This is a genomic window from Micromonospora sp. AMSO31t, assembly GCF_008868175.1.
Lineage (GTDB): Bacteria > Actinomycetota > Actinomycetes > Mycobacteriales > Micromonosporaceae > Micromonospora.
In genome coordinates this window covers 20,073-41,374 of sequence record NZ_WBKT01000025.1, presented here as the reverse complement: position 1 = coordinate 41,374, position 21,302 = coordinate 20,073, and the positions used below count along the sequence as shown (strand labels likewise).

Sequence of the window (21,302 nt, the reverse complement as noted above, 5' to 3'; positions counted from 1 at the left end):
GCCAGGCGCCGCCCGGAGGCCGCCCACGCCCACCTTCGGAGCGGGAGTCAGGTCACGGCGTGCCGGCGCCGGCCGCGCTCGCCGCCCCGGTCGCCCGCCGCCACCCCGCGGCCGGGGGTGTGCCCGCCGCGCCCGTCCGGGGCGGCCGTGGCGGCGGATTCCGCCCGGGCGGCCTCGACGGCCGCCTGGATGGTCGCCGGGCGGGGCCAGGTGAGCACCGCGAGAAGCATCAGCAGCACGCCGGCCGCGCTCCACGCACCGACCACCGAGGGAATGGCGAACCGCTCGGCGAGCGCCCCGGTGGCCAGCACGGCGGCGCCCTGGATGATCTGGGTCCCGCTGGCCATCACGCCGAACGCCCGGGCCCGGTAGCCCTCCGGCAGCGCCTGGACGAAGAGCCCGTTGGCGACCGGGATGAGCCCCGCCACCGCGAAGCCGCACGCGGCGGCGAGGAGCGCCACCACGACCGGCGGCGGGTCGAGCAGCGCGGGTACCAGCACCGCCGGCGCGATCACCGCCAGCGGGCGCATCAGGGTCAGCCGGCGGGCCGGGGCGACGAGCCGCCCGACGGCGAGCCCGCCGAGCACGTACCCGACCGGGTTGGCGGCCATGATGACCGCCTGGGCCGTGCCGGTGTCCATGCCGTCCCCGGCGCGCTCGTTGGCCCAGGCCGCGGCGAGCCCCTCGGGGACGATCGAGAAGACCATCGCGCTGAACACCAGCACGGCGATGGCACGCAGCACCGGGCGGCCGAAGACGAGCCGGAACCCCTCCGCGGTCTCCCGCAGCAGGTGGCTGCGGTGCGCCTCGGTCATGGCCGGCGGCCGGTCCCGCAGGCCGAAACGGACCAGCGCCGCGGAGACGCCGAAGGTGGCCGCGTTGATCAGCAGCGCGGCGGCCGGGTTGACCGCGGCCACCGCCGCGCCCAGCAGGTAGCCGAGCACCTGGGCGGCCTGTCCGCTGCTCACCGACACCGACAGGCCGACCACCAGCCGGTCGCCCGCGAGGATCTGGGGCATCAGCGCGGACCGGGCGGCCTGGCTCGGCGGGTTGGCCAGCGTGGCGGCGAAGATCAGGGCGAGGACCGCCCAGGGCGGCACCCCGGGCAGGGCGACCAGCACCATGAGGAACATCCGGACCACGTCGCAGGCCACCATGACCTGCCGGTACCGGTAGCGCTCGGCGAGCGCGGAGAGCAGCGGGCCGCCGACCAGCCAGGGCAGGTAGCTGGCCGCGAACGCGGCGGCGGAGAGCGCCACCGAGTCGGTCTGCCGGTAGACGAGGACGGTTACCGCGGCCTTCGCGACGTAGTCGCCGATCCAGGACAGAGCGCTTGCCGTGAAGAGGACGCGGAACTCCGCGAGGCTGAACACGTCGCGGAAGGTGGCCGGCCCCTCCTGGGCGGGTCGCTCGTCGGACACCGTCGCCTCCATCGTTTCCGGGTCGACCACTCGTGATGGTCCGACCTGGAAACCGTCGTCAGATCTACGGATCAGCGAGGACACCAGCACGCTCCCTTGGGGAGCATGTTCACCGGATTCTGCCCGATCGTCTGACAACTGGCTAGGGCGAACGGATTGATCGTCACATCTCCGACTGAACGAACGGACGATACCCGAGGGGCCGCGCGGCGCGCGACCCCCGAAAATCGTCGGGCCCGTCGAGCCGACCGGCGACGCGGGTCAGGTGGCCCCGCCGGTGCCCGTCTCGCCGCCGCTCGGAGCGCGGGTCGGCAGGCCGGGATAGAGCCGGGCCGCCGCGATCCGCGCCGTGATGCCCGAGTTCTCCAGTGCCTCGGCGAGCCGGCGGCGCAACTCGCGGCCGACCGCGAACTGCCCGTCGGCGGTGGTCTTCACCACCGTACGGATCACCGCGCCGTCGACCGTCATCTGCTCGACGCCGAGCACTTCCGGCTCCTCGACGATCTGCGGCGACAGCTCCGGGTCCAGCGCGACCGAGGCGGCCGCCGTACGCAGCACCGCGGTGGCCTCCTCGGTGCCGGCGAAGCCGATCGGCAGGTCGACCACGACCAGCGCCCAGCCCTGGCTCTTGTTGCCCACCCGGACGATCTCGCCGTTGCGGATGTACCAGAGCACGCCGCGGCCGTCCCGGACCGTGGTGACCCGCAGGCCCACCGCCTCCACCACGCCGGTCGCCTCGCCCAGGTCGACGGTGTCGCCGACGCCGTACTGATCCTCGATGAGCATGAACAGGCCGGCGATCAGGTCCTTGACCAGGCTCTGCGCGCCGAAGCCGAGGGCCACGCCGGCGATGCCGGCGCTGGCCAGCAGCGGGGCCAGGTCGAAGCTGAACTCCTTGAGCACCATGAGCAGGGCGATGCCGAAGATGAACGCGGTGACCATGCTGCGCAGCACCGAGCCGATCGCCTCGGCGCGCTGCCGCCGCCGCTCCGGCACGAACTGCTCCGGGTCGAGCGTGGCGCTGGGGATCCGCTCGCGCAGCGGGCGGAGCATGGTGGGCACCGCGCCCTCGGTGGTGGTCCGGACCAGCCGGTTGATGGTGCGGTGCAGGGCCCACCGGGCGGCCACGGCCAGCAGCAGGATCAGCACGATCCGCAGCGGCTTCAGGACGATCCAGTAGCTGCCCTCGGCGAACCAGGCCGAGCCGGTGATGTCCCAGACGTTCTTGCACCAAGGATCGGTGCGGCAGTCGACGGACGGGGACGGGGACGGACTCGGCTCGACGGCGGACAGCGCGTGGAGCAGCAGGTTGGCGGGACTCACCCTGCTTTCGTACCGCAACGCCGCTGGACGCCTGCTGGCGACCCGCCCGGCTCCCGCCGGAGGGGCGGTCAACCGATCACGCGGGGCGGAACCGGTCATCCTGGCACGGGCGGAGAGAGCTTCACGAGGGTACCCCGGATTAGTGCGTGCAATCCGGGGCGCGATCAGGGACTATTGGCGCAACGGACGTCGGTGATCCGGCCGGCGTCGGTGTCGTTCCCCGCTGCCCGCGGGGCGCGCCCGGCGCCATGGTGGCCGGAGCGGCTGGACCGGGAGGGTGAGCGCGATGCCTGACATACGACCCGCGGTGGGCTCGGGTGCACTCGTTCTCAACGCCACCTACGAGCCCCTGTGTGTCGTGTCGGTGCGTCGCGCGGCGATCCTCGTGCTCTCCGCCAAGGCCGTCTGCGTGGCCGACGGCGAGGGCATCCTGCACAGCGCGCGCAACGCGCTCCCGGTCCCCTCGGTGGTCCGGCTGACCCGCTACGTCCGGGTCCCCTACCGCACCCACGTCGGGCTCTCCCGCCGGGCGATCTTCGCCCGGGACGGCTGGCGCTGCGCCTACTGCCGCGGCCCGGCGGAGACCATCGACCACGTCTTCCCGCGCAGCCGGGGCGGCCGGCACGCCTGGGAGAACGTGGTCGCCGCCTGCGCCCGCTGCAACCACACCAAGGGCGACAAGACGCCGGCCGAGCTGGGCTGGCGGCTGCACAACCTGCCGGCGGCCCCGAAGGGCACGGCCTGGCGGGTGCTCGGCCACCGGGCGCCCGACCCGCGCTGGGCGGACTGGCTCGACCTGCGCGAGCCGGAGCCCGAGGCGGCCTGAGCGGCGCTCACCGCGCCTTCACCAACGAGGCGTAGACCACGAGGTTGTCCGCGTACCCGGTCTCCCCGCCGACCCAGCGGCCGCCGCAGGTGATCAGCCTCAGGTTGGGCCGGCTGAAGTCGCCGTAGACCTCCCGCACGGGCAACTGCTCCTTGCCGTACCGCTCGATCGAGGTCACCTCGAACACGGCCACCGAGTGGTCCTGCCGGGCCACCTCGATCCGGTCGCCGTCGTCGAGGTCCTTGAGGTCGTGGAAGACCGCCGGCCCGGTGGTGGTGTCGACGTGCCCGACGATGACCGCCGGCCCGTACTGCCCGGGCGTCGGCCCCTGGTCGTACCAGCCGACCTCGCCGGCCCGGCCGACGTCCGGCACCGCGATGCTGCCGTCCGGGGCGATGCCGACCCGGTGCACCGGCGCCCGCAGGTCGATCTTGCCGATCGTCAGGTCCGTGGGCGGGCTGCCGGACAGCACCGGGAACTTCTTCGGCGGTGGGCGCAGCCCCGCGGTGAGCTGCTCCGGCAGCACGCTGATCCCGGTCAGCCGTTCCACCCCGAGCATCGCCACGATCAGCGCCATGAGCGCCGCGACGACCAGCACCGGGGCGCCGGGGCCGCGCTGGGCGGCGTACCGCCAGCGGCCGGCGGCCCGGGCCTGCCGTGCCTGCGGCACCGGGCGGGCCTGCGGGTCCGCCGTGGTGACGCTGGCCGAGAAGGCGTGGCCGGCGGCGTGGGCGAACCGGCGCGAGGCGCGGGACACCAGGCGCAGGCCGGCCCCGACCCGGGACGTGCGATCGTGGCGGCGCGGTGAGCGGGCCATGGACGCACCTCGTCAGAAGCGGCTACCGGTCTTGCGGCGGGCACCCACTCCGGCCACCACGGCCACCACGACCAGGCCGCCGATCAGCAGCAGCGAGCCGGCGCCCCGGCCGCCCGCCGTGCCCCCGCCGCCGGTCGCCGGGCCCTTGCTCGGCTGCGCCATGTTCAGGACGGTGAGCATGGTGGAGGCGGTCTTCCCGTTGGAGCAGTCCAGGTTGACCGGGTAGTCGCCCGGCGCCTTGTTGCCGGGAACGGTGACCGCCCCGGTGAGGAAGCCGTTGTCCGGCCGGAGCATCACCCGCCCGAAGGCGTCCGAGGTGACCTGGGCCTGCCGGTCGTTGTTGCCGTCGCAGCTGGCCCGGATGCTCACCCGGGAGCCGGCCTGGACGCTGTTCGGCGTGACCTCGACGAAGACGTTCTCCCCGGCGCGGGCCGGTGAGGCGGTGGTCAGGACGAACGCCGCAACCAGGCCGAGCAGGCCCAGAACGGCCCAGAGCGCGCGGTGTGACAGGAGCCCTCGCATGATTCCCCCCTTCCGGTGCGGCGCACCGGAATCCTGCTGACGGGCAGCGCGGGCTGCATTCCCGCTGACGTGGGGGCAAACCCGGGGCGGATCAGCGGCGCCGGCCGGTAGGGGACGCGCCGGGCGGCGGAAGCGGGGTGACCGGGTGCCACTCCAGCGGGGTGGAGAGCACCATGGTGCTGGACGGCTGGCCGTACGGGGCGAGCCGGTCGATGACGCCCTCGAACTCGCCCATCGTGCCCGCGGCCACCTTGAGCATGCTGCACGCGTCGCCGGTGATCCGGTGGATCTCCATGATCTCCGGCCAGTCCGCGACGGTGGGGTCGTTGAGGATGCACCGGGACCCGTAGCAGGACATCCGGATCAGCGCGAGCACGGTACGGCCGGCCCGGGTCAGGTCCACGTGCGCGTGGTAGCCCGTGATCACCCCGGACTCCTCCAGCCGGCGCACCCGCTCGGCCACGGCGGGCGGGGACAGGTGCACCCGGCGGGACAGCTCGCTGTACGAGAGCCGGGCGTCGGCCTGGAGCTCGCGCAGCAGCGCCCAGTCCATGTCGTCCACGCGGTGACCTTTCTTCCGTGAAGTCGAAGGCCGAAGACGCCTTCGACGCGACAGGTGACACCACCGTAGCGCCGTCGAACAGGCATTCCATCTGCGGATCAACCAGCGGCATCATGTCGTCTACCCCGGCGTACGGAGGGAGATGACGGTGGAACAGACGACGGCGGTGCGGCCGGCCACCCCGCAGCAGCGGGCGGCCCGGGCGGCGCGCAACGGTGGCAAACCCACCCTGGAGTTCGCCGACCGGGTGCCCTACGACGCGTACGTGCACGCGAGCACGCTGCACCAGCTCCAGCAGCCGCTCAGCGACGACCCGGGCGAGATGTCCTTTTTGATGGTCAGCCAGATCATGGAGCTGTACTTCAAGCTGACCTGCCACGAGCTGCGGCACGCCCAGCGTGAGCTTCGGGCCAACCGGATCTGGGACGCGCTGCCCCCGCTGCGCCGGGCCGCCCTGCACCTGGAGGGGCTCAACGCCGCCTGGCAGGGCCTGCGCTGGATGACCCCGGCCGACTTCAACCGCTTCCGCGACCGGCTCGGCGAGGGCTCCGGCTTCCAGTCGGCCATGTACCGCCAGCTGGAGTTCCTGCTCGGCCTGCGCGACCCGGCGCTGATCCGCCCGTTCCGCCGGCAGGCCGAGGTGCACGCCGAGCTGACCGCCGCGCTGGCCACGCCGAGCCTCTGGGACGACGTGGTGGCGCTGCTCGCCCGGCGCGGCTTCGAGCTGCCCGCCGAGATGCTGGAGCGGGACGTGGCGGCCGAGCACGAGTCGCACCCCGCCGTCGAGGCGGCCTGGGTGCGGATCTACGCCGACGGTGGCCCCGACAACCACCTGCGCCTGCTCGGCGAGGCGCTGAGCGAGGTGGCCGAAGGGTTCGGCGACTGGCGCTGGAACCACATCAAGGCGGTGCAGCGCTCGATGGGCGCCAAGGTCGGCAGCGGCGGCTCCGCCGGGCTGGCCTGGTTGCAGCGGAGCATGGCCCGGGTGGTCTTCCCGGAGCTGTGGTCGGCCCGGACCGCGATGTGACCGGAGGAATCGTGCGGAACATTGACACTCAGTCGCCGGGCTTCGGCGGTGCCGAAGCCGAAGCCGAAGCCCGGACGCTCGACGCCGCCGACCCCGGCCACCGGCACCTGTTCCTCGTGCCGCCGGCCGAGGGCGGGCGTTACCCCGAGGTGGCGTACCTGGCGGGCAACTCGCTGGGCCTGCAGCCGCGGGCCACCCGGGAGGAACTCCTCGCCGACCTGGACGCCTGGCGCCGGCTGGGCGTGGAGGGGCACCTGGAGGCGGAGCGGCCCTGGCTGCCGTACCACGAGCTCCTGACCGCGCCGGCCGCGCGACTGGTCGGCGCCCGCCCCGCGGAGACCGTGGTGATGAACTCCCTCACGGTCAACCTGCACCTGCTGATGGTGAGCTTCTACCGGCCGGCGGGGGAGCGGACCCGGATCGTCATCGAGGACAGCGCCTTCCCCTCGGACAGCTACGCGGTGCGCAGCCAGGCCCGGTTCCACGGGCTCGACCCGGACACCGCCGTCGTCCGCCTCAGGCCGCGCCCCGGCGAGGACACCCTGCGGACGCAGGACGTCCTGGACTTCCTGGCCGCCGAGGGGCACACCGTGGCGCTGCTGCTGCTCGGCGGGGTCAACTACCTGACCGGCGAGCTGATGGACATCCCGGCGATCACCGCCGCCGGGCGGGCCGCCGGCGCGGTCGTCGGCTGGGACCTGGCGCACGCCGCCGGCAACGTGCCCCTCGCCCTGCACGACTGGGATGTCGACTTCGCCGCCTGGTGCTCCTACAAGTACCTGAACTCCGGGCCCGGCGCCCTGGGCGGCGTCTTCGTCCATGAGCGGCACCTCGGCGATCCCGCACTGCCGCGCTTCGAGGGCTGGTGGAGCACCGACGCGGCCACCCGGTTCGAGATGACGCCGGTGTCCCGGCCGCCGGCCACCGTCGACGCGTGGCAGATCTCCAACCCGCCGATCTTCGCGATGGGTCCGGTGCGCACCTCGCTGGAGCTGTTCGACTCGGTCGGCATGCCCGCGCTGCGCGAGCGCAGCCTCCGGCTCACCGGCTACCTGGAGCGGCTGCTCGACGAGGTGACCGCCGACCGGCCGCTGACCGTGGTCACCCCGCGCGACCCGGCACGGCGGGGATGCCAGCTCTCCGTGCGGATCGGCGGGGGCAGCGCCAACGAGCTGACCAAGCGGCTGCGGCACGAGCACGGCGTGATCGCCGACGCCCGGGAGCCCGACATCGTGCGGTTCGCGCCGGTGCCGCTCTACTCGACGTACCACGACTGCTGGCGGGTCGCCGACGCGCTGGCCGCGACCGTGGAGGTGAACCGGTGACGACGGAACGCGACGAGATCGCGGTGGTCGGCGCGGGCCTGGCCGGCTGCCTGCTGGCCTGCTTCCTGGCCCGGCGCGGCTACCCGGTCGCCCTCTACGAGCGGCGGCCGGACCCGCGCACCGGGACGGTCGAGCGGGGCCGCTCGATCAACCTGGCGCTCTCCGAGCGCGGCCTGGACGCGCTGCGCCGGATCGGCCTGGACCACCAGGTGATGACCGACGCGCTGCCGATGCGCGGCCGGATGATCCACCCGGTGGAGGGCGAGCCGCAGTTCCAGTCGTACAGCGTCTCCGGCGACCGGGCGATCAACTCGATCAGCCGGGGCGCGCTGAACAACGCGCTGCTCGACGCCGCCAGCGCGCTGCCCGGCGTGCGGATCGCCTTCGACCACCGGCTCGTCGGGCTCGACCCGGTCACCGGCGAGATGACCTTCGAGACCCCGCAGGGCAAGGTCGGCGAGTCCGCGTCGGTGGTGCTCGGCGCCGACGGCGCCGGCTCCGCCGTGCGCGGGCAACTGCTGGCGTACGGGGCGGTGAGCGAGAGCCTCGACTTCCTCGACTACGGCTACAAGGAACTCACCATCCCGCCGATCGGCGGCGAGTTCGCCCTGGACCCGGGCGCGCTGCACATCTGGCCGCGCGGCACCTCGATGATGATCGCGCTGCCCAACCCGGACCGCTCCTTCACCTGCACGCTGTTCTGGCCGACCCACGGCACGCAGAGCTTCGCCTCGCTGGGCAGCCCGGCCGCCATCGAGACGTACTTCGCCACCCACTACCCGGACCTGGTCCCGCTCGCCCCGAACCTGGTCGACGACTACCAGCACAACCCGGTCGGGGTGCTCGGCACGGTCCGCTGCACGCCGTGGCAGGTGGCCGGCAGGGTCGGCCTGCTCGGCGACGCGGCGCACGCCATCGTGCCGTTCTACGGCCAGGGCGCCAACTGCGCCTTCGAGGACGTGGTCGAACTGGACCGCTGCCTGGACGAGTGCGGCGACCAGTGGGCGTCGGCGCTGCCGCTGTTCCAACACCGCCGGCAGGCCAACGCCGAGGCGATCGCCCGGATGGCGCTGACCAACTTCGTGGAGATGCGGGACAAGGTCGCCTCGCCGGTGTTCCAGACCCGCAAGAAGATCGAGCACGCGCTGGAGCGCGCCCTGCCCGGCCGCTACGTCTCGCAGTACGAGCTGGTCTCGTTCTCCACCACCCCGTACGCCGAGGTGCGCCGCCGGGTGCGCCGCCAGTACGGAGTGGTGGGGGCGGTGGCCGCCGGCGCGGTGGCGGCGCTGGCCGGGGCGGCGGTGGCGCTCGGCCGAGGGAGGCGAGGATGACCCTCTGGGATCCCCGGCTGATGGCCGGGCACGCGCCGGACGGCCCCGGCCTGCTGCGCAACTTCGTCGGCGGGTCCTTCGTGGACGCCGGCCCGCGGTTCACCAAGCGCAGCCCGGTCACCGGTGAGCCGGTCTTCGAGGTGGTCGAGGCGGGCGAGTCCGTCGTGGACGACGCGGTGACCGCCGCCCGGGCGGCGCTGCGCGGGCCGTGGGGCCGGATGGGGGAGCGGGAGCGCGCCGAGGTGCTCCGCCGGGTCGCCGACGAGCTGGAACGCCGCTTCGACGACCTCGTCGCCGCCGAGGTCGCCGACACCGGCAAGGCCATCTCCCAGGCCCGCACGCTGGACATCCCGCGCGGGGCGGCCAACTTCCGGGCGTTCGCCGAGATCGTGGCGACCGCGCCGACCGAGTCGTTCACCACGGTCACCCCGACCGGCGGCCGGGCGCTGAACTACGCGGTCCGCAAGCCGGTCGGCGTGGTCGCGATCATCGTGCCGTGGAACCTGCCGCTGCTCCTGCTCACCTGGAAGGTCGCCCCGGCCCTGGCCTGCGGCAACGCCGTGGTGGTCAAGCCCAGCGAGGAGACCCCGGCGTCGGCCACCCTGCTCGCCGAGGTGATGGCCGCGGCGGGCGTGCCCGAGGGCGTGTTCAACCTGGTGCACGGCTTCGGCCCCGGCTCGGCCGGCGAGCACCTCACCCGGCACCCGGGCGTCGACGCGATCACCTTCACCGGGGAGTCGGCCACCGGCAGCGCCATCATGCGCGCCGCCGCCGACGGGGTGAAGGCGGTCAGCTTCGAGCTGGGCGGCAAGAACGCCGGCCTGGTCTTCGCCGACGCCGACCTGGACGCGGCGGTCGCCGGCTCGGTCCGGTCCAGCTTCACCAACGGCGGCCAGGTCTGCCTCTGCACCGAGCGGATCTACGTGCAGCGGCCGGTCTTCGAGGAGTTCACCGCCCGGCTGGCCAAGCGCGCCGACGAGCTGGCGTACGGGTGGCCGGCCGACGAGGCCACGGCGAACATGCCGCTGATCTCGCACGGCCACCGGGACAAGGTGCTCGGCCACTACGAGCTGGCCCGCACCGAGGGCGCCGAGGTGCGCGCCGGGGGCGGGACGCCGCGCTTCGGCGACGCCCGCGACGGCGGCGCGTACGTGCAGCCGACCGTGCTCACCGGGCTGGGCCCGGACGCCCGCACCAACACCGAGGAGATCTTCGGCCCGGTGGTGCACGTGGCGCCGTTCGACGACGAGGACGAGGCGTACACCCTGGCCAACGGCACCGACTACGGCCTGGCGGCGACGGTCTGGACCCGGGACGTGGGCCGGGCGCACCGGGCCGGCGCCCGGCTGGACGCCGGCATCGTCTGGGTGAACACCTGGTTCCTGCGCGACCTGCGCACCCCGTTCGGCGGGGTGAAGGCGTCGGGCATCGGCCGGGAGGGCGGGGTGCACTCGCTCGACTTCTACTCCGAACTCACCAACGTCTGCGTGGACCTCACATGAGTGCGCGGGACGGGCAGAATGGCCGGCGTCTCAAGCGAACGCAGCGAGGAGCCGGGATGACCGTCGACATCGAAGCCGCCAACCGGGAACTGGCCGTGGCCCGGCAGGAGGAGAAGCCGTGCCCGCCGCTGCGCGGGCGGCTGCTGCCGGAGGGCGACATCGAGGCGGCCTACCAGGTGCAGCAGGTCTACACCCGGCAGCGGCTCGGCAAGGGCCACCGCCGGGTGGGCGCGAAGATCGGCCTCACCTCCCGCGCCGTGCAGGAGAACTTCGGCGTCTTCCAGCCCGACTTCGGGGTGCTCTTCGACGACATGGCCGTCGGCGACGGCGTCGAGGTGCCGATGAGTCGGCTGCTCCAGCCCCGGGTGGAGGCGGAGATCGCCTTCGTGCTCGGCGCCGACCTGCGTGACGAGCGGGTCACCACCGTCGACCTCATCCGGGCCGTCGACCACGTGCTGCCGGCCATCGAGATCGTCGACTCCCGGATCGCCGGCTGGGACATCTCCATCGTGGACACCGTGGCGGACAACGCCTCCAGCGGGATGTTCGTGCTCGGCACGGCGCCCCGCCGGCTGGCCGACGTGGACCTGCGGCTCTGCGGCATGGTGCTGGAGCACGCCGGCGAGCCGGTCTCGGTCGGCGCCGGGGCGGCCTGCCTCGGCAATCCGCTGCACGCCCTGGAGTGGCTGGCCGGCACCATGGCCCGCGCCGGTGACCCGCTGAAGGCCGGGGACGTGGTGCTCTCCGGGGCGCTCGGCCCCATGGTGCCCGTGACTCCGGGCGCGGCGTACGAGGCGCGGATCTCCGGGCTCGGCTCGGTGCGGACCTGTTTCTCCAAGGAGGCCTCATGACCGTCGGCGTGGCGGTGCTCGGGTCGGGCAACATCGGCACTGACCTGATGATCAAGGTGTTGCGGCTGAGTGACAGCCTGCGCATGGTCGCGATGGCCGGCATCGACCCGGCTTCCGACGGTCTCGCCCGGGCCCGCCGGCTCGGCGTGGCGACCACCGCCGAGGGCGTGGACGGCCTGGTCGCCATGCCGGAGTTCGCCGACGTCGAGCTGGTCTTCGACGCCACCTCGGCCGGCGCGCACCGGCGCCACGACGCGGTCCTGCGGGCGCACGGCCGGACCGTCGTCGACCTGACGCCGGCCGCGATCGGCCCGTACGTGGTGCCGCCGGTCAACCTCGACGAGCACCTGCGCGAGCCCAACGTGAACATGGTGACCTGCGGCGGGCAGGCCACCGTGCCGATCGTGCACGCGGTCGGCCGGGTCACCCCGGTCGCGTACGGCGAGATCGTCGCCTCGATCGCCTCGAAGTCGGCCGGGCCGGGCACCCGGGCCAACATCGACGAGTTCACCGAGACCACGGCCCGGGCCATCGAGGTGGTCGGCGGCGCCGAGCGCGGCAAGGCCATCATCGTGCTGAACCCGGCCGACCCGCCGCTGCTCATGCGGGACACCGTCTACTGCCTCTGCCCGGACGCCGACGCCGACCGGGCCGCGATCGCCGCCTCGGTCGCCGACATGGTGAAGTCGGTGCAGGAGTACGTCCCGGGTTACCGGCTCAAGCAGGACGTGCAGTTCGACCGGGTGGACACGTACGCGCCGGTGCTGGGCCGGCACTTCACCGGGCTCCAGGTGTCGGTCTTCCTGGAGGTGTCCGGCGCGGGGCACTACCTGCCCGCGTACGCCGGGAACCTGGACATCATGACCTCGGCCGCGCTGCGCACCGCGGAGCGGCTGGTCACGCTGCGGAAGGTGGACGCGCGATGACCGACCTCTACATCCAGGACGTGACGCTGCGCGACGGCATGCACGCCATCGCCCACCGGTACACCGTGGACCAGGTGCGGACGATCGCCGCCGGGCTCGACGCGGCCGGGGTGGCCGCCATCGAGGTGGCCCACGGCGACGGCCTGGCCGGCTCCAGCGTCAACTACGGCCACGGCGCGGCCGGCGACGCCGACTGGATCGCCGCCGCCGCCGAGGTGCTGACCAGCGCGCGGCTCACCACCCTGCTGCTGCCCGGCATCGGCACCATCGCCGACCTGAAGGCGGCCAGGGCGCTCGGCGTCACCAGCGTGCGGATCGCCACCCACTGCACCGAGGCGGACATCTCCGCCCAGCACATCTCCTGGGCCCGCGAGAACGGCATGGACGTCTCCGGGTTCCTCATGATGTCGCACATGAACGACCCGGCCGGGCTGGCCGCCCAGGCCAAGCTCATGGAGTCGTACGGGGCGCACTGCGTCTACGTCACCGACTCCGGTGGCCGGCTGCTCATGTCCGACGTGGCCGCGCGGGTCGACGCGTACCGGCAGGTGCTCGACCCGGAGACGCAGATCGGCATCCACGCCCACCACAACCTGTCCCTCGGCGTGGCCAACAGCGTGCTGGCCGTCGAGCACGGCCGCATCCCCGGCCCCGGGCCGGCCGGCGCGGACGCCCCGCACGGCCGGACCGTCCGGGTGGACGCGTCGCTGGCCGGCATGGGCGCGGGCGCCGGCAACGCCCCGCTGGAGGTCTTCGTCGCGGTCGCCGAGCTGCACGGCTGGAAGCACGGCTGCGACGTGTTCGCGCTGATGGACGCGGCCGACGACCTGGTCCGCCCGCTGCAGGACCGGCCGGTCCAGGTCGACCGGGAGACGCTCTCCCTCGGGTACGCGGGGGTCTACTCCAGCTTCCTCCGCCACGCCGAGCGGGCCTCCGCGAAGTACGGGGTGGACGTCCGCTCGATCCTGGTCGAGCTGGGCCGGCGCCGCATGGTCGGCGGCCAGGAGGACATGATCGTGGACGTGGCACTGGACCTGGCCGGCAAGGAGAACCACTCATGATCGGACCGGACATCGCGGGGATCGCCGAGAAGCTGGGCGCGGCCGCCGACACGGCCACCGCCATCCCGCAGCTCGCCGCCGAGACCGGCCTCGACGTGGACACCGCGTACGCCGTGCAGGCCGCGCTGCTGCAGCGCCGCCTCGACCGGGGTGAGCGGCTGGTCGGGCTGAAGATGGGCCTGACCAGCAAGGCGAAGATGGCCCAGGTCGGCGTCGACGAGGTGATCTGGGGCCGGCTCACCGACGCCATGCGGGTGCCCGACGGCGGCAGCGTCGACGTGGCGGGCTTCATCCACCCCCGGGTCGAGCCGGAGGTGGCGTTCCTGCTGGACCGCCTCCCCGAGCCCGGTGAGCCGGTCGGCGCGTTCACCGAGGCGGTCCGCGCGGTCGCCCCCGCGTTGGAACTGATCGACTCCCGGTACGCCAACTTCACCTTCTCCCTGCCGGACGTCGTGGCCGACAACACCTCGGCCGCCGCGTTCGTGGTCGGGCCCTGGTCGCCGGTGCCGGACGGGCTGGACAACCTCGGCGTGCTGCTGGAGATCGACGGTCGGGTGGCCCAGGTCGGCTCGACCGCCGCCATCCTCGGCGACCCGCGCCGCGCGCTGGACGAGGGCATCCGCCTGGCCGGCCGGCACGGCGTGCGGCTCCGCGAGGGCTGGGTCTTCCTGGCCGGCGCGGCCACCGCCGCCGTGCCGCTGCGCCCCGGCGCGCACGTCCGGGCCGTCGTGGAGAAGCTCGGCGCGGCGTCGTTGAAGGCGTCGGCGTGAGCGCGAGGAGTGAGCCGGGTTTGCGAGCCCCGCAGTCGCGAACAGAGAAGGCTCAGACGGCCCGGGTGGTGGAAGGGAAGGCCGTGCCGCGCGGCGCCTTCCCGCACGTCAAGGTCGCCGGCGGGTTCGTGTTCGTCTCCGGTACGTCATCGCGCCGGCCGGACAACACCTTCGCCGGTGTGGTGGTGGACGAGTTCGGCACCACCGACCTGGACATCCGGGCGCAGACCCGGGCGGTGATCGGGAACATCCGCGACCTGCTCCGCTCGGTCGGCGCCGACCTGGCCGACCTGGTGCAGGTCACCAGCTACCTGGTCAACATGAACGACTTCGGTGGCTACAACGAGGTGTGGGCGGAGTTCTTCGACGCCACCGGGCCGACCCGGACCACGGTGGCCGTGCACCAGCTTCCGCACCCGCACCTGCTCATCGAGATGCAGGCCGTGGCCCTACTTCCGTCGGGAGGTCCGTCATGAGTGAGATCGCCGAGCCGTTCAGCTTCTCCGGCTGGATCGGGGAGAACCAGCACCTGCTCAAGCCGCCGGTGGGCAACAAGGAGATGCTGCCGGGCAGCGACGACTTCATCGTCATGGTGGTCGGCGGCCCGAACCAGCGGACCGACTTCCACGTCGACCCGTACGAGGAGTTCTTCTACCAGGTCAAGGGCAACATGCACATCAACCTCATGCTGCCCGAGGGCCCGCGTACGGTGCACGTGCGCGAGGGTCAGATGTGGATGCTGCCGCGCAACACCCCGCACTCGCCGCAGCGCCCCGAGGCCGGCTCGATCGGCATGGTGATCGAGCGGGTGCGCGAGGAGGGCACGCTGGAGAAGTTCCAGTGGTACTGCACCGAGTGCAGCCACCAGGTGCACGAGGTGGAGCTCCAGGTCCGCGACATCGCCGCCGACCTGCCGCCGGTCTTCGCGGCCTTCTATGGCGACGAGAAGGCCCGCACCTGCACCAACTGCGGCGCGCTGCACCCGGGCAAGGGCTGATGCGTCCACGCGTCGTCGACGTGCACACGCACGTCGTACCCAAGGGGTGGCCGGACCTCGCGGCGGCGTGCGGCGGGTCCGGCTGGCCCTGGCTCCGGGTGGACTCCGAACGCGCCGCCATGATCATGGTGGGGGAGACGGAGTTCCGGCCGGTCGGCGCGGAGTGCTGGGACGCGGAAACGCGGCTCGCCGACATGGCCGCCGACGGCGTCGACGTGCAGGTCGTCTCGCCCACCCCGGTCTTCTTCAGCTACGACCGCCCGGCCGACCAGGCCGTGAAGGTGGCCCGGATCTTCAACGACCTCACCCTGACGGTCACCGCGGCCGGCGGTGACCGCCTGGTGCCGTTCTGCCAGGTGCCGTTGCAGGACCCGGACGCCGCCTGCGCCGAACTGGACCGCTGCCTGGCCGCCGGGCACGCCGGCGTGGAGATCGGCAACCACGTCGGCGACCGCGACCTCGACGACGCCGGCATCATGCAGTTCCTGACCCACTGCGCCGAGGTGGGCGCGCCGGTCTTCGTGCACCCCTGGGACATGCCGGGCGGGCCCCGGCTGGACCGGTGGATGGCCCGCTGGCTGACCGGGATGCCGGCCGAGACGCACCTGTCGGTGCTGGCGCTGATCCTCGGCGGGGTCTTCGACCGGGTGCCGGAGTCGCTGCGGATCTGCTTCGCGCACGGCGGCGGCAGCTTCCCGTTCTGGCTGGGCCGCGCCGACAACGCCTGGCACCGCCGCGGCGACCTGGTCCGCGGCGCGTCCAGCGCCCCGCCGAGCGCCTACGTCGACCGGTTCAGCGTCGACTCCGTCGTCTTCGAACCGGCCGCGCTGCGGCTGCTTGTCGACACGATGGGCGAGGACCGGGTGCTGGTCGGCAGCGACTACCCGTACCCGCTGGGAGAGCGCCCGGTCGGCCAGGTGGTCCGCAAGGCCGACTTCCTCACCGCCGACCAGCGCGACAAGCTGCTCTCCCGCAACGCCCTGCGCTTCCTGCACGGCTGACCGCCGCCGGCCGGCGCGCGGCGGGTGATGAGTGCGAGGGCCGCGGTGACCAGGCAGGATGGGGGCATGGCCGAGCCGCATGACCTGACCGCGCTGGAGCAGGCCGCCGCGATCCGCCGCGGCGAGCTGTCCAGCGTGGAGCTGGTCGAGCACCACCTGCGCCGGGTGGACGCCCTCGGTGACACCCTCGGCGCGTTCGTCACCGTCACCCCGGACCGCGCCCGGGCGGCGGCGGCCGCCGCCGACGCGGTGCCGGCCGACCGGCGCGGCCCGCTGCACGGGGTGCCGACCGCCATCAAGGACCTCACGCTCACGGCCGGGGTCCGCACCACCTTCGGCTCGGCGGCCTTCGCCGATTTCGTGCCACCCGTCGACGCCGACGTGGTCCGGTTCATGGCGGACGCCGGGCTGGTCAGCCTCGGCAAGACCACCACGTCCGAGCTGGGCTGCTCGCTCTACTCCGAGGGCCTCGTCGCGCCGCCGGCCCGCAACCCGTGGGGCCTCGCGTACACGGCGGGCGGGTCCAGCGGCGGGGCGGCGGCCGCCGTGGCCGGCGGGCTCGTGCCGGTGGCGCAGGGCTCCGACGGCGGCGGCTCCCTCCGCATCCCGGCGGCGCTCTGCGGCCTGGTCGGCTACAAGCCCAGCCGGGGCCTGGTCTCCGGCGGCCCGCTCGGCTTCGGTGCCTTCGGGCTGCCCATCAGCGGCCCGCTCGGCCGCACCGTGACCGACGTGGCCGCGCTGCTGGACGTCCTGGCGCAACCGGTGCCCGGCGAGCCCTACCTGCCGCCGGCCGCGCCCACCGGCGGCTACCTGGGCGCCGCCCGGGCCGCCGCGCCGGGCCGGCTGCGGATCGGCCGGTTCACCGCCCCGATGCTCGCCGACGAGCCGGTCCACCCGGACTGCGTGGCCGCCGTCGACCGGGCCGCCGCGCTGCTCACCGAGGCCGGCCACGAGGTGGTCGACGTCCCCGCGCCGCTCGGCCCCGACGCGTGGCCGCTCTTCGAGACCGTCTGGTACGTGCTGGCGCTCGCCCCCGTGCCGTCCGAACGGGAGAGCGACCTGCTGCCGCTGACCCGGTTCCTGCGGGCCCGGGGCGCGGCCGTCGGCGCCGGCCCGCTGATGGCCGCGCTCGGCGAACTCCAGGCGCAGGTACGCCGTGGCGTGCGCCGTACCGCCGGCTGCGACCTGCTGCTCTGCCCGACCCTGGCCGCCCCGCAGGCGTCGGTCGGGGCGTTCGCGAGCCTCCATCCCGCCGAGGATTTCGACCGTCAGCGGCGGTTTTCGCCGTACTGCGCCATCTTCAACGTCACCGGCGACCCGTCCGTTTCGCTACCGGTGGGCCGCACCGGCGACGGGATGCCGGTCGGCGTGCTGCTGACCGGCCGCTACGGCGACGACGCGACATTGATAGCCACTGCCGCGCAACTGGAGCACGGCTGTGGCGGATGGGATCAGCACCCCGCAATCTGGCGGGCCGTCGACTCCGCTAACGTGAACAGCACAAGCGGAGTCGGGCGCGCGTCGTCATGACCGTCCACCCGACCCGGAACATTCCTGGTCTCTCTTTCCGCCTGGGGGCGTTGGGATTGTCTGTTACCGAGACGTTGCTGGTCTTCGTCGGCATCCCGGCGGCCGCCGTGCTGGTGATCGCCGGACTGGCGGCCGCCGGTAGTCGCGGCGGTGGCGGTGGCGGCGCCAAGCGCTACCGGCCGGGCCGGCCCTTCGACTTCACTCCGGTCTGGTTCCTGGGCCGTCCGGAGCAGCTGGCCGACTCGGCCGGCACCGCACTGGCCGCCGGCGCGCAGGCGCCGGCGCTGACCAGCCGCAAGCAGGAGCAGGCCGGCCGGGAGGCACCGGCCGGTGGAACCGGAGGCGCAAGTGACCGTTGGTGAGAAGCAGGCCGCGACGGGGAGCGGTAACCCGCCCGAGGTCCTGGACGGGCCGTTCTCGACCCGTCAGCTGCTCCGCATCGACGAGGCGCTCCGCCTGGCCGACCAGGGCACCGGCCTGGTCTTCTCGGTCTACGTGGGCGGCCTCGACGAGCCGATCCGGGAGCACGCCGAGCGGCTGCACCGCCAGCTCGCCGAGCCGGACAAGTCGGTGCTGATCGCCGTGTCGCCCAACCAGCGGCAGCTCGAGATCGTCACCGGCCGCTACGCGCGCAAGCGCATCCCGGACACGTACGCCAAGCTGGCCGCGCTCTCCATGGTGGCCTCCTTCGGCGGCGGCGACCTGGCCGGCGGCGTCATCCAGGGCCTCGACCAGCTCGCCAGCCACGCCGGCAAGGGCTGAGCCCAACCGATACGACGAAAGCCCGGCCCGCGTCTCGCGGGCCGGGCTTTCTCGTGTCTGCCGGAGGGCGGCCCGGGGCAGACCCAGGCCGCCCTCCCGGTCAGGCGGTCTGGGCGTCCCGGGCGCGGGCCTTGAGGGCCCGGGCCACGCCGTCGCGGCCCTCGGCCACCAGGCGGCGCAGCGGCGCCGGCTGACCCTCCTGGGTCAGCCACGCGTCGGTGGCGGCCACCGTGTCGTCCTCGACCAGGTACGCCGGGTAGGCGAGCTGGACGAACTCCTGCGCCGGCTCGCTGTCCCGCTGCGCCCACACCTGCGCCACCGTGCCGAAGTACTTCTCCCGGTACGGCGCGGTGAGCTCCACCTGCGCCGGGTGGGTGAAGCCCTGCAGCAGCGCCCGGTTGCGCCAGTTCGGCAGCGCCTCGGGGCCGGTGAGCTGCGCCCACACCGCCGCCTTGTTCTCGGCGGTCGGCACCAGCGCGTGCGCGTAGGCGGCCTCCCGCTCACCGCTGGCGGTCCGGTCGCGGGCCAGCTCGGCCTCCACCTCGGCGGCCCCGGCCGCGCCGTTGGCCACCAGCGACTGGAGGACGGTCCAGCGCAGCTCGGTGTCCACGGTCAGCCCGGCCGGCACCTCGCCGCCGTTCAGCCAGCCGCGCAGCGTGGCCAGGTCCTCCCCGGAGCGGGCCGCGGAGGCGTACGCCCGGGCCCAGGCGAGCTGGAAGCCGCTGCCCGGCTCGGCCGCGGCGAGCGCCGTGCGGGCGGCCCGGGCCAGGTCGGCCCAGCCGGTCGGCGCCCAGGCCGGGTCGGCGTAGAAGGTGAGCGTGGTGGTCGCCTGGCGCAGGGTGGCGGTGACCAGGTTGATGTCGGTCTCCGCCGGCAGCCCGGCCAGCACCAGCGCCACGTAGTCGCGGGCCGACAGTTCGGCGTCGCGGGTCATGTCCCAGGCGGCGGTCCAGCAGAGCGCCCGGGCCAGGGACGAGTCGAAGCCGGCGATGTGCTGCACCACGGTGGCCATCGACCGCTCGTCCAGCCGCAGCTTGGTGTAGGTCAGGTCGTCGTCGTTGAGCAGCAGCACGTCCGCGGCGGGCTTGCCGTGCAGCACGGACAGCTCGGTCAGCTCGCCGGTCACGTCGACCTCGACCCGCTCCCGGCGGACCAGCCGCCCGTCGGTCAGGTCGTAGAGGCCCACCCCGATGCGGTGGGTCCGCAGCGTCGGGTGCCCGGCCGGCGCCTCCTGCCGCACCAGCACCTGCTCATACGCGCCGTCGGCGCCGATGGCCACCTCGGGCCGCAGGGTGTTGACCTGCGCGGTCTCCAGCCACTGGGCGGCGAACTTGCGCAGCTCCCGGCCCGAGGCCGTCTCCAGCTCGGAGAGCAGGTCGTCGAAGGTGGCGTTGCCCCAGGCGTGCTTGCCGAAGTAGGCCCGCAGGCCGGCCACGAACGGCTCCTCGCCCACGTACGCGACGAGCTGCTTGAGCACGCTGGCGCCCTTGGCGTAGGTGATGCCGTCGAAGTTGACCTCGACCGCCTCCAGGTCCGGCATCTCGCAGTAGACCGGGTGGGTGGAGGAGAGCTGGTCCTGCCGGTAGCCCCAGTTCTTCCGGATGGACAGGAAGGTCGTCCAGGCGTCGGAGAAGCGGGTGGCGTGGGTGTTGCACCAGTGGCTGGCCCACTCGGCGAACGACTCGTTCAACCACAGGTCGTTCCACCAGCGCATGGTGACCAGGTCACCGAACCACATGTGGGCTAGCTCGTGCAGGATCGTGTTGGCCCGCTGCTCGTACTCGAAGTCGGTGACCTGCGAGCGGAAGATGTAGTGCGACTCGGCGTGCGTGACGCAGCCGAAGTTCTCCATGGCGCCGGCGTTGAAGTCCGGCACCCAGAGCTGGTCGTACTTGGGCAGCGGGTAGCGCACCTGGAACTGCTCGTGGAAGAAGTCGAAGCCCTGCTTGGTGATGAGGAACAGGTCGTCCGCGTCCAGGTACTGCGCCATCGAGGCCCGGCAGTAGACGCCCAGGTCGATGCCGTCGTGGCTGTCCCGCACCTCGTGGTACGGGCCGGCGCAGAGCGCGGTGATGTAGGTGCTCATCCGCGCCGACTCGGCGAAGTGGACGGTCTTGAGCGCCTCGCCGGCCGGCTCCTCGCGCTCCACCGGCATGTTGGACACCACCCGCCAGTGCTCCGGGACGGTCGCGTGCCAGGTGTAGACGCTCTTCAGGTCGGGCTGGTCGAAGCACGCGAACACCTTCTGCGCGTCGGCCGTCTCGAACTGGCTGTAGAGGTAGGTCTCGCCGTCCTCCGGGTCGACCGTGCGGTGCAGGCCCTGCCCGCTGTTGGAGTAGCCGAAGTCGGCGTCGACCACGAGGACGTTGTCGGCCGCCAGGCCGGTGAGGGTGAGACCCTTCTCCGCGGACCAGCCGGAGAGGTCGACCGGCGTGCCGTTCAACGTCGCCGACCGCACCGACTCGGCGGCCGTCTCGATGAAGGTGCTCGCTCCCGGCTCGGCACAGCGGAACCGGACCTCGGTCACCGACCGGAACGTGCGGCCGTCGGCCTGCACCGCGGTCGACAGGTCAAGGTTGATGTCATACCCGGTGACGTCGAGCAGGCGGGCCCGCTCGGTGGCCTCGACCTGGGTCAGGTTGCGCACTCCCGGCACTGTTCGTCTCCATCCCACTCGTCTCGCCGCGCCCCGCGGCACCGGCCTCCCCGGCCCGCTCGTGACGGCCGGTCCGAAACCGAGTCTTCCAT

General features: G+C 73.4%; 21 protein-coding genes. 15 read left to right on the top strand and 6 right to left on the bottom strand.

What is annotated here, in order from left to right; genetic code table 11:
• Positions 1-47 precede the first annotated feature (47 nt).
• Together F8274_RS08855 and F8274_RS08850 are read right to left on the bottom strand one after the other, a co-directional pair.
• Entirely contained in the window at positions 48-1,433 is a 1,386-nt protein-coding gene (locus F8274_RS08855) for an MFS transporter (RefSeq protein ID WP_151461795.1), read from the bottom strand.
• Between the two features lie 249 nt (positions 1,434-1,682).
• A complete protein-coding gene (locus F8274_RS08850; protein ID WP_370518206.1) occupies positions 1,683-2,843 on the bottom strand; it encodes a mechanosensitive ion channel family protein in 1,161 nt (386 codons plus the stop codon).
• A 187-nt stretch (positions 2,844-3,030) separates the two neighbouring features.
• Between F8274_RS08850 and F8274_RS08845 the strand changes: the two genes are divergently transcribed.
• The gene (locus F8274_RS08845) at positions 3,031-3,570 is read left to right on the top strand and encodes an HNH endonuclease (protein ID WP_151461793.1); all 540 of its coding nucleotides are present in this window, start codon (positions 3,031-3,033) and stop codon (positions 3,568-3,570) included.
• A 7-nt stretch (positions 3,571-3,577) separates the two neighbouring features.
• On the opposite strand, the gene F8274_RS08840 is transcribed toward F8274_RS08845, so the two are convergent.
• From F8274_RS08840 to F8274_RS08830, 3 genes are all read right to left on the bottom strand, one after another.
• Positions 3,578-4,387: a class F sortase gene (locus tag F8274_RS08840; RefSeq protein WP_151461792.1), complete on the bottom strand. Its 810-nt coding sequence runs from the start codon at positions 4,385-4,387 to the stop codon at positions 3,578-3,580.
• 12 nt (positions 4,388-4,399) lie between these two features.
• Positions 4,400-4,909 (bottom strand): hypothetical protein, encoded by a 510-nt coding sequence (locus F8274_RS08835; protein WP_151461791.1) that lies wholly within the window; start codon positions 4,907-4,909, stop codon positions 4,400-4,402.
• Positions 4,910-5,000: 91 nt separating this feature from the next.
• On the bottom strand, positions 5,001-5,471 hold the full coding sequence (locus F8274_RS08830; RefSeq protein WP_151461790.1) for an Lrp/AsnC family transcriptional regulator: 471 nt from the start codon (positions 5,469-5,471) through the stop codon (positions 5,001-5,003).
• 142 nt (positions 5,472-5,613) lie between these two features.
• Between F8274_RS08830 and F8274_RS08825 the strand changes: the two genes are divergently transcribed.
• The 14 genes from F8274_RS08825 (at position 5,614) to F8274_RS08760 (ending at position 18,554) form a co-directional block, all read left to right on the top strand.
• Complete coding sequence (locus F8274_RS08825; protein ID WP_151461789.1) at positions 5,614-6,498, top strand: tryptophan 2,3-dioxygenase; 885 nt, start codon at positions 5,614-5,616, stop codon at positions 6,496-6,498.
• A gap of 20 nt (positions 6,499-6,518) precedes the next feature.
• The gene (gene kynU / locus F8274_RS08820) at positions 6,519-7,823 is read left to right on the top strand and encodes a kynureninase (RefSeq protein WP_151461806.1); all 1,305 of its coding nucleotides are present in this window, start codon (positions 6,519-6,521) and stop codon (positions 7,821-7,823) included.
• On the top strand, positions 7,820-9,154 hold the full coding sequence (locus F8274_RS08815; protein ID WP_151461788.1) for an NAD(P)/FAD-dependent oxidoreductase: 1,335 nt from the start codon (positions 7,820-7,822) through the stop codon (positions 9,152-9,154). Before kynU ends, F8274_RS08815 begins: the two co-directional genes overlap by 4 nt.
• Before the next feature lie 20 nt (positions 9,155-9,174).
• Entirely contained in the window at positions 9,175-10,656 is a 1,482-nt protein-coding gene (locus F8274_RS08810; RefSeq protein ID WP_151461805.1) for a 2-hydroxymuconic semialdehyde dehydrogenase, read from the top strand.
• A 56-nt stretch (positions 10,657-10,712) separates the two neighbouring features.
• Positions 10,713-11,507, top strand: a complete 795-nt coding sequence (locus tag F8274_RS08805; RefSeq protein ID WP_151461787.1) for a 2-keto-4-pentenoate hydratase — start codon at positions 10,713-10,715, stop codon at positions 11,505-11,507.
• The gene (locus tag F8274_RS08800; protein ID WP_151461786.1) at positions 11,504-12,433 is read left to right on the top strand and encodes an acetaldehyde dehydrogenase (acetylating); all 930 of its coding nucleotides are present in this window, start codon (positions 11,504-11,506) and stop codon (positions 12,431-12,433) included. The genes F8274_RS08805 and F8274_RS08800 overlap by 4 nt, the downstream gene beginning before the upstream one ends.
• Complete coding sequence (gene dmpG / locus F8274_RS08795; RefSeq protein ID WP_151461785.1) at positions 12,430-13,494, top strand: 4-hydroxy-2-oxovalerate aldolase; 1,065 nt, start codon at positions 12,430-12,432, stop codon at positions 13,492-13,494. The genes F8274_RS08800 and dmpG overlap by 4 nt, the downstream gene beginning before the upstream one ends.
• Positions 13,491-14,264, top strand: coding sequence for a 2-keto-4-pentenoate hydratase (locus F8274_RS08790; protein ID WP_151461784.1), 774 nt, complete (start codon positions 13,491-13,493; stop codon positions 14,262-14,264). Before dmpG ends, F8274_RS08790 begins: the two co-directional genes overlap by 4 nt.
• A gap of 20 nt (positions 14,265-14,284) precedes the next feature.
• Entirely contained in the window at positions 14,285-14,740 is a 456-nt protein-coding gene (locus tag F8274_RS08785) for a RidA family protein (RefSeq protein ID WP_151461804.1), read from the top strand.
• Positions 14,737-15,261: a 3-hydroxyanthranilate 3,4-dioxygenase gene (locus F8274_RS08780; protein ID WP_151461783.1), complete on the top strand. Its 525-nt coding sequence runs from the start codon at positions 14,737-14,739 to the stop codon at positions 15,259-15,261. Before F8274_RS08785 ends, F8274_RS08780 begins: the two co-directional genes overlap by 4 nt.
• Entirely contained in the window at positions 15,261-16,262 is a 1,002-nt protein-coding gene (locus F8274_RS08775; RefSeq protein WP_151461782.1) for an amidohydrolase family protein, read from the top strand. The genes F8274_RS08780 and F8274_RS08775 overlap by 1 nt, the downstream gene beginning before the upstream one ends.
• Positions 16,263-16,328: 66 nt before the next feature.
• Positions 16,329-17,792: an amidase gene (locus F8274_RS08770; protein WP_151461781.1), complete on the top strand. Its 1,464-nt coding sequence runs from the start codon at positions 16,329-16,331 to the stop codon at positions 17,790-17,792.
• A 74-nt stretch (positions 17,793-17,866) separates the two neighbouring features.
• A complete protein-coding gene (locus tag F8274_RS08765) occupies positions 17,867-18,154 on the top strand; it encodes a hypothetical protein (RefSeq protein WP_107076375.1) in 288 nt (95 codons plus the stop codon).
• A complete protein-coding gene (locus tag F8274_RS08760) occupies positions 18,141-18,554 on the top strand; it encodes a DUF5130 family protein (RefSeq protein ID WP_151461780.1) in 414 nt (137 codons plus the stop codon). Before F8274_RS08765 ends, F8274_RS08760 begins: the two co-directional genes overlap by 14 nt.
• A gap of 100 nt (positions 18,555-18,654) precedes the next feature.
• On the opposite strand, the gene pepN is transcribed toward F8274_RS08760, so the two are convergent.
• Entirely contained in the window at positions 18,655-21,201 is a 2,547-nt protein-coding gene (gene pepN / locus F8274_RS08755; RefSeq protein WP_151461779.1) for an aminopeptidase N, read from the bottom strand.
• Positions 21,202-21,302: the final 101 nt, after the last annotated feature.

Bases quoted from the DNA above. Each gene is read 5' to 3' on its own strand.
- F8274_RS08855 (WP_151461795.1), bottom strand. From the start codon at position 1,433: ATGGAGGCGACGGTGTCCGACGAGCGACCCGCCCAGGAGGGGCCGGCC.
- F8274_RS08850 (WP_370518206.1), bottom strand. From the start codon at position 2,843: ATGACCGGTTCCGCCCCGCGTGATCGGTTGACCGCCCCTCCGGCGGGA.
- F8274_RS08845 (WP_151461793.1), top strand. From the start codon at position 3,031: ATGCCTGACATACGACCCGCGGTGGGCTCGGGTGCACTCGTTCTCAAC.
- F8274_RS08840 (WP_151461792.1), bottom strand. From the start codon at position 4,387: ATGGCCCGCTCACCGCGCCGCCACGATCGCACGTCCCGGGTCGGGGCC.
- F8274_RS08835 (WP_151461791.1), bottom strand. From the start codon at position 4,909: ATGCGAGGGCTCCTGTCACACCGCGCGCTCTGGGCCGTTCTGGGCCTG.
- F8274_RS08825 (WP_151461789.1), top strand. From the start codon at position 5,614: ATGACGGTGGAACAGACGACGGCGGTGCGGCCGGCCACCCCGCAGCAG.
- F8274_RS08810 (WP_151461805.1), top strand. From the start codon at position 9,175: ATGGCCGGGCACGCGCCGGACGGCCCCGGCCTGCTGCGCAACTTCGTC.
- F8274_RS08805 (WP_151461787.1), top strand. From the start codon at position 10,713: ATGACCGTCGACATCGAAGCCGCCAACCGGGAACTGGCCGTGGCCCGG.
- F8274_RS08800 (WP_151461786.1), top strand. From the start codon at position 11,504: ATGACCGTCGGCGTGGCGGTGCTCGGGTCGGGCAACATCGGCACTGAC.
- dmpG (WP_151461785.1), top strand. From the start codon at position 12,430: ATGACCGACCTCTACATCCAGGACGTGACGCTGCGCGACGGCATGCAC.
- F8274_RS08790 (WP_151461784.1), top strand. From the start codon at position 13,491: ATGATCGGACCGGACATCGCGGGGATCGCCGAGAAGCTGGGCGCGGCC.
- F8274_RS08780 (WP_151461783.1), top strand. From the start codon at position 14,737: ATGAGTGAGATCGCCGAGCCGTTCAGCTTCTCCGGCTGGATCGGGGAG.
- F8274_RS08775 (WP_151461782.1), top strand. From the start codon at position 15,261: ATGCGTCCACGCGTCGTCGACGTGCACACGCACGTCGTACCCAAGGGG.
- F8274_RS08770 (WP_151461781.1), top strand. From the start codon at position 16,329: ATGGCCGAGCCGCATGACCTGACCGCGCTGGAGCAGGCCGCCGCGATC.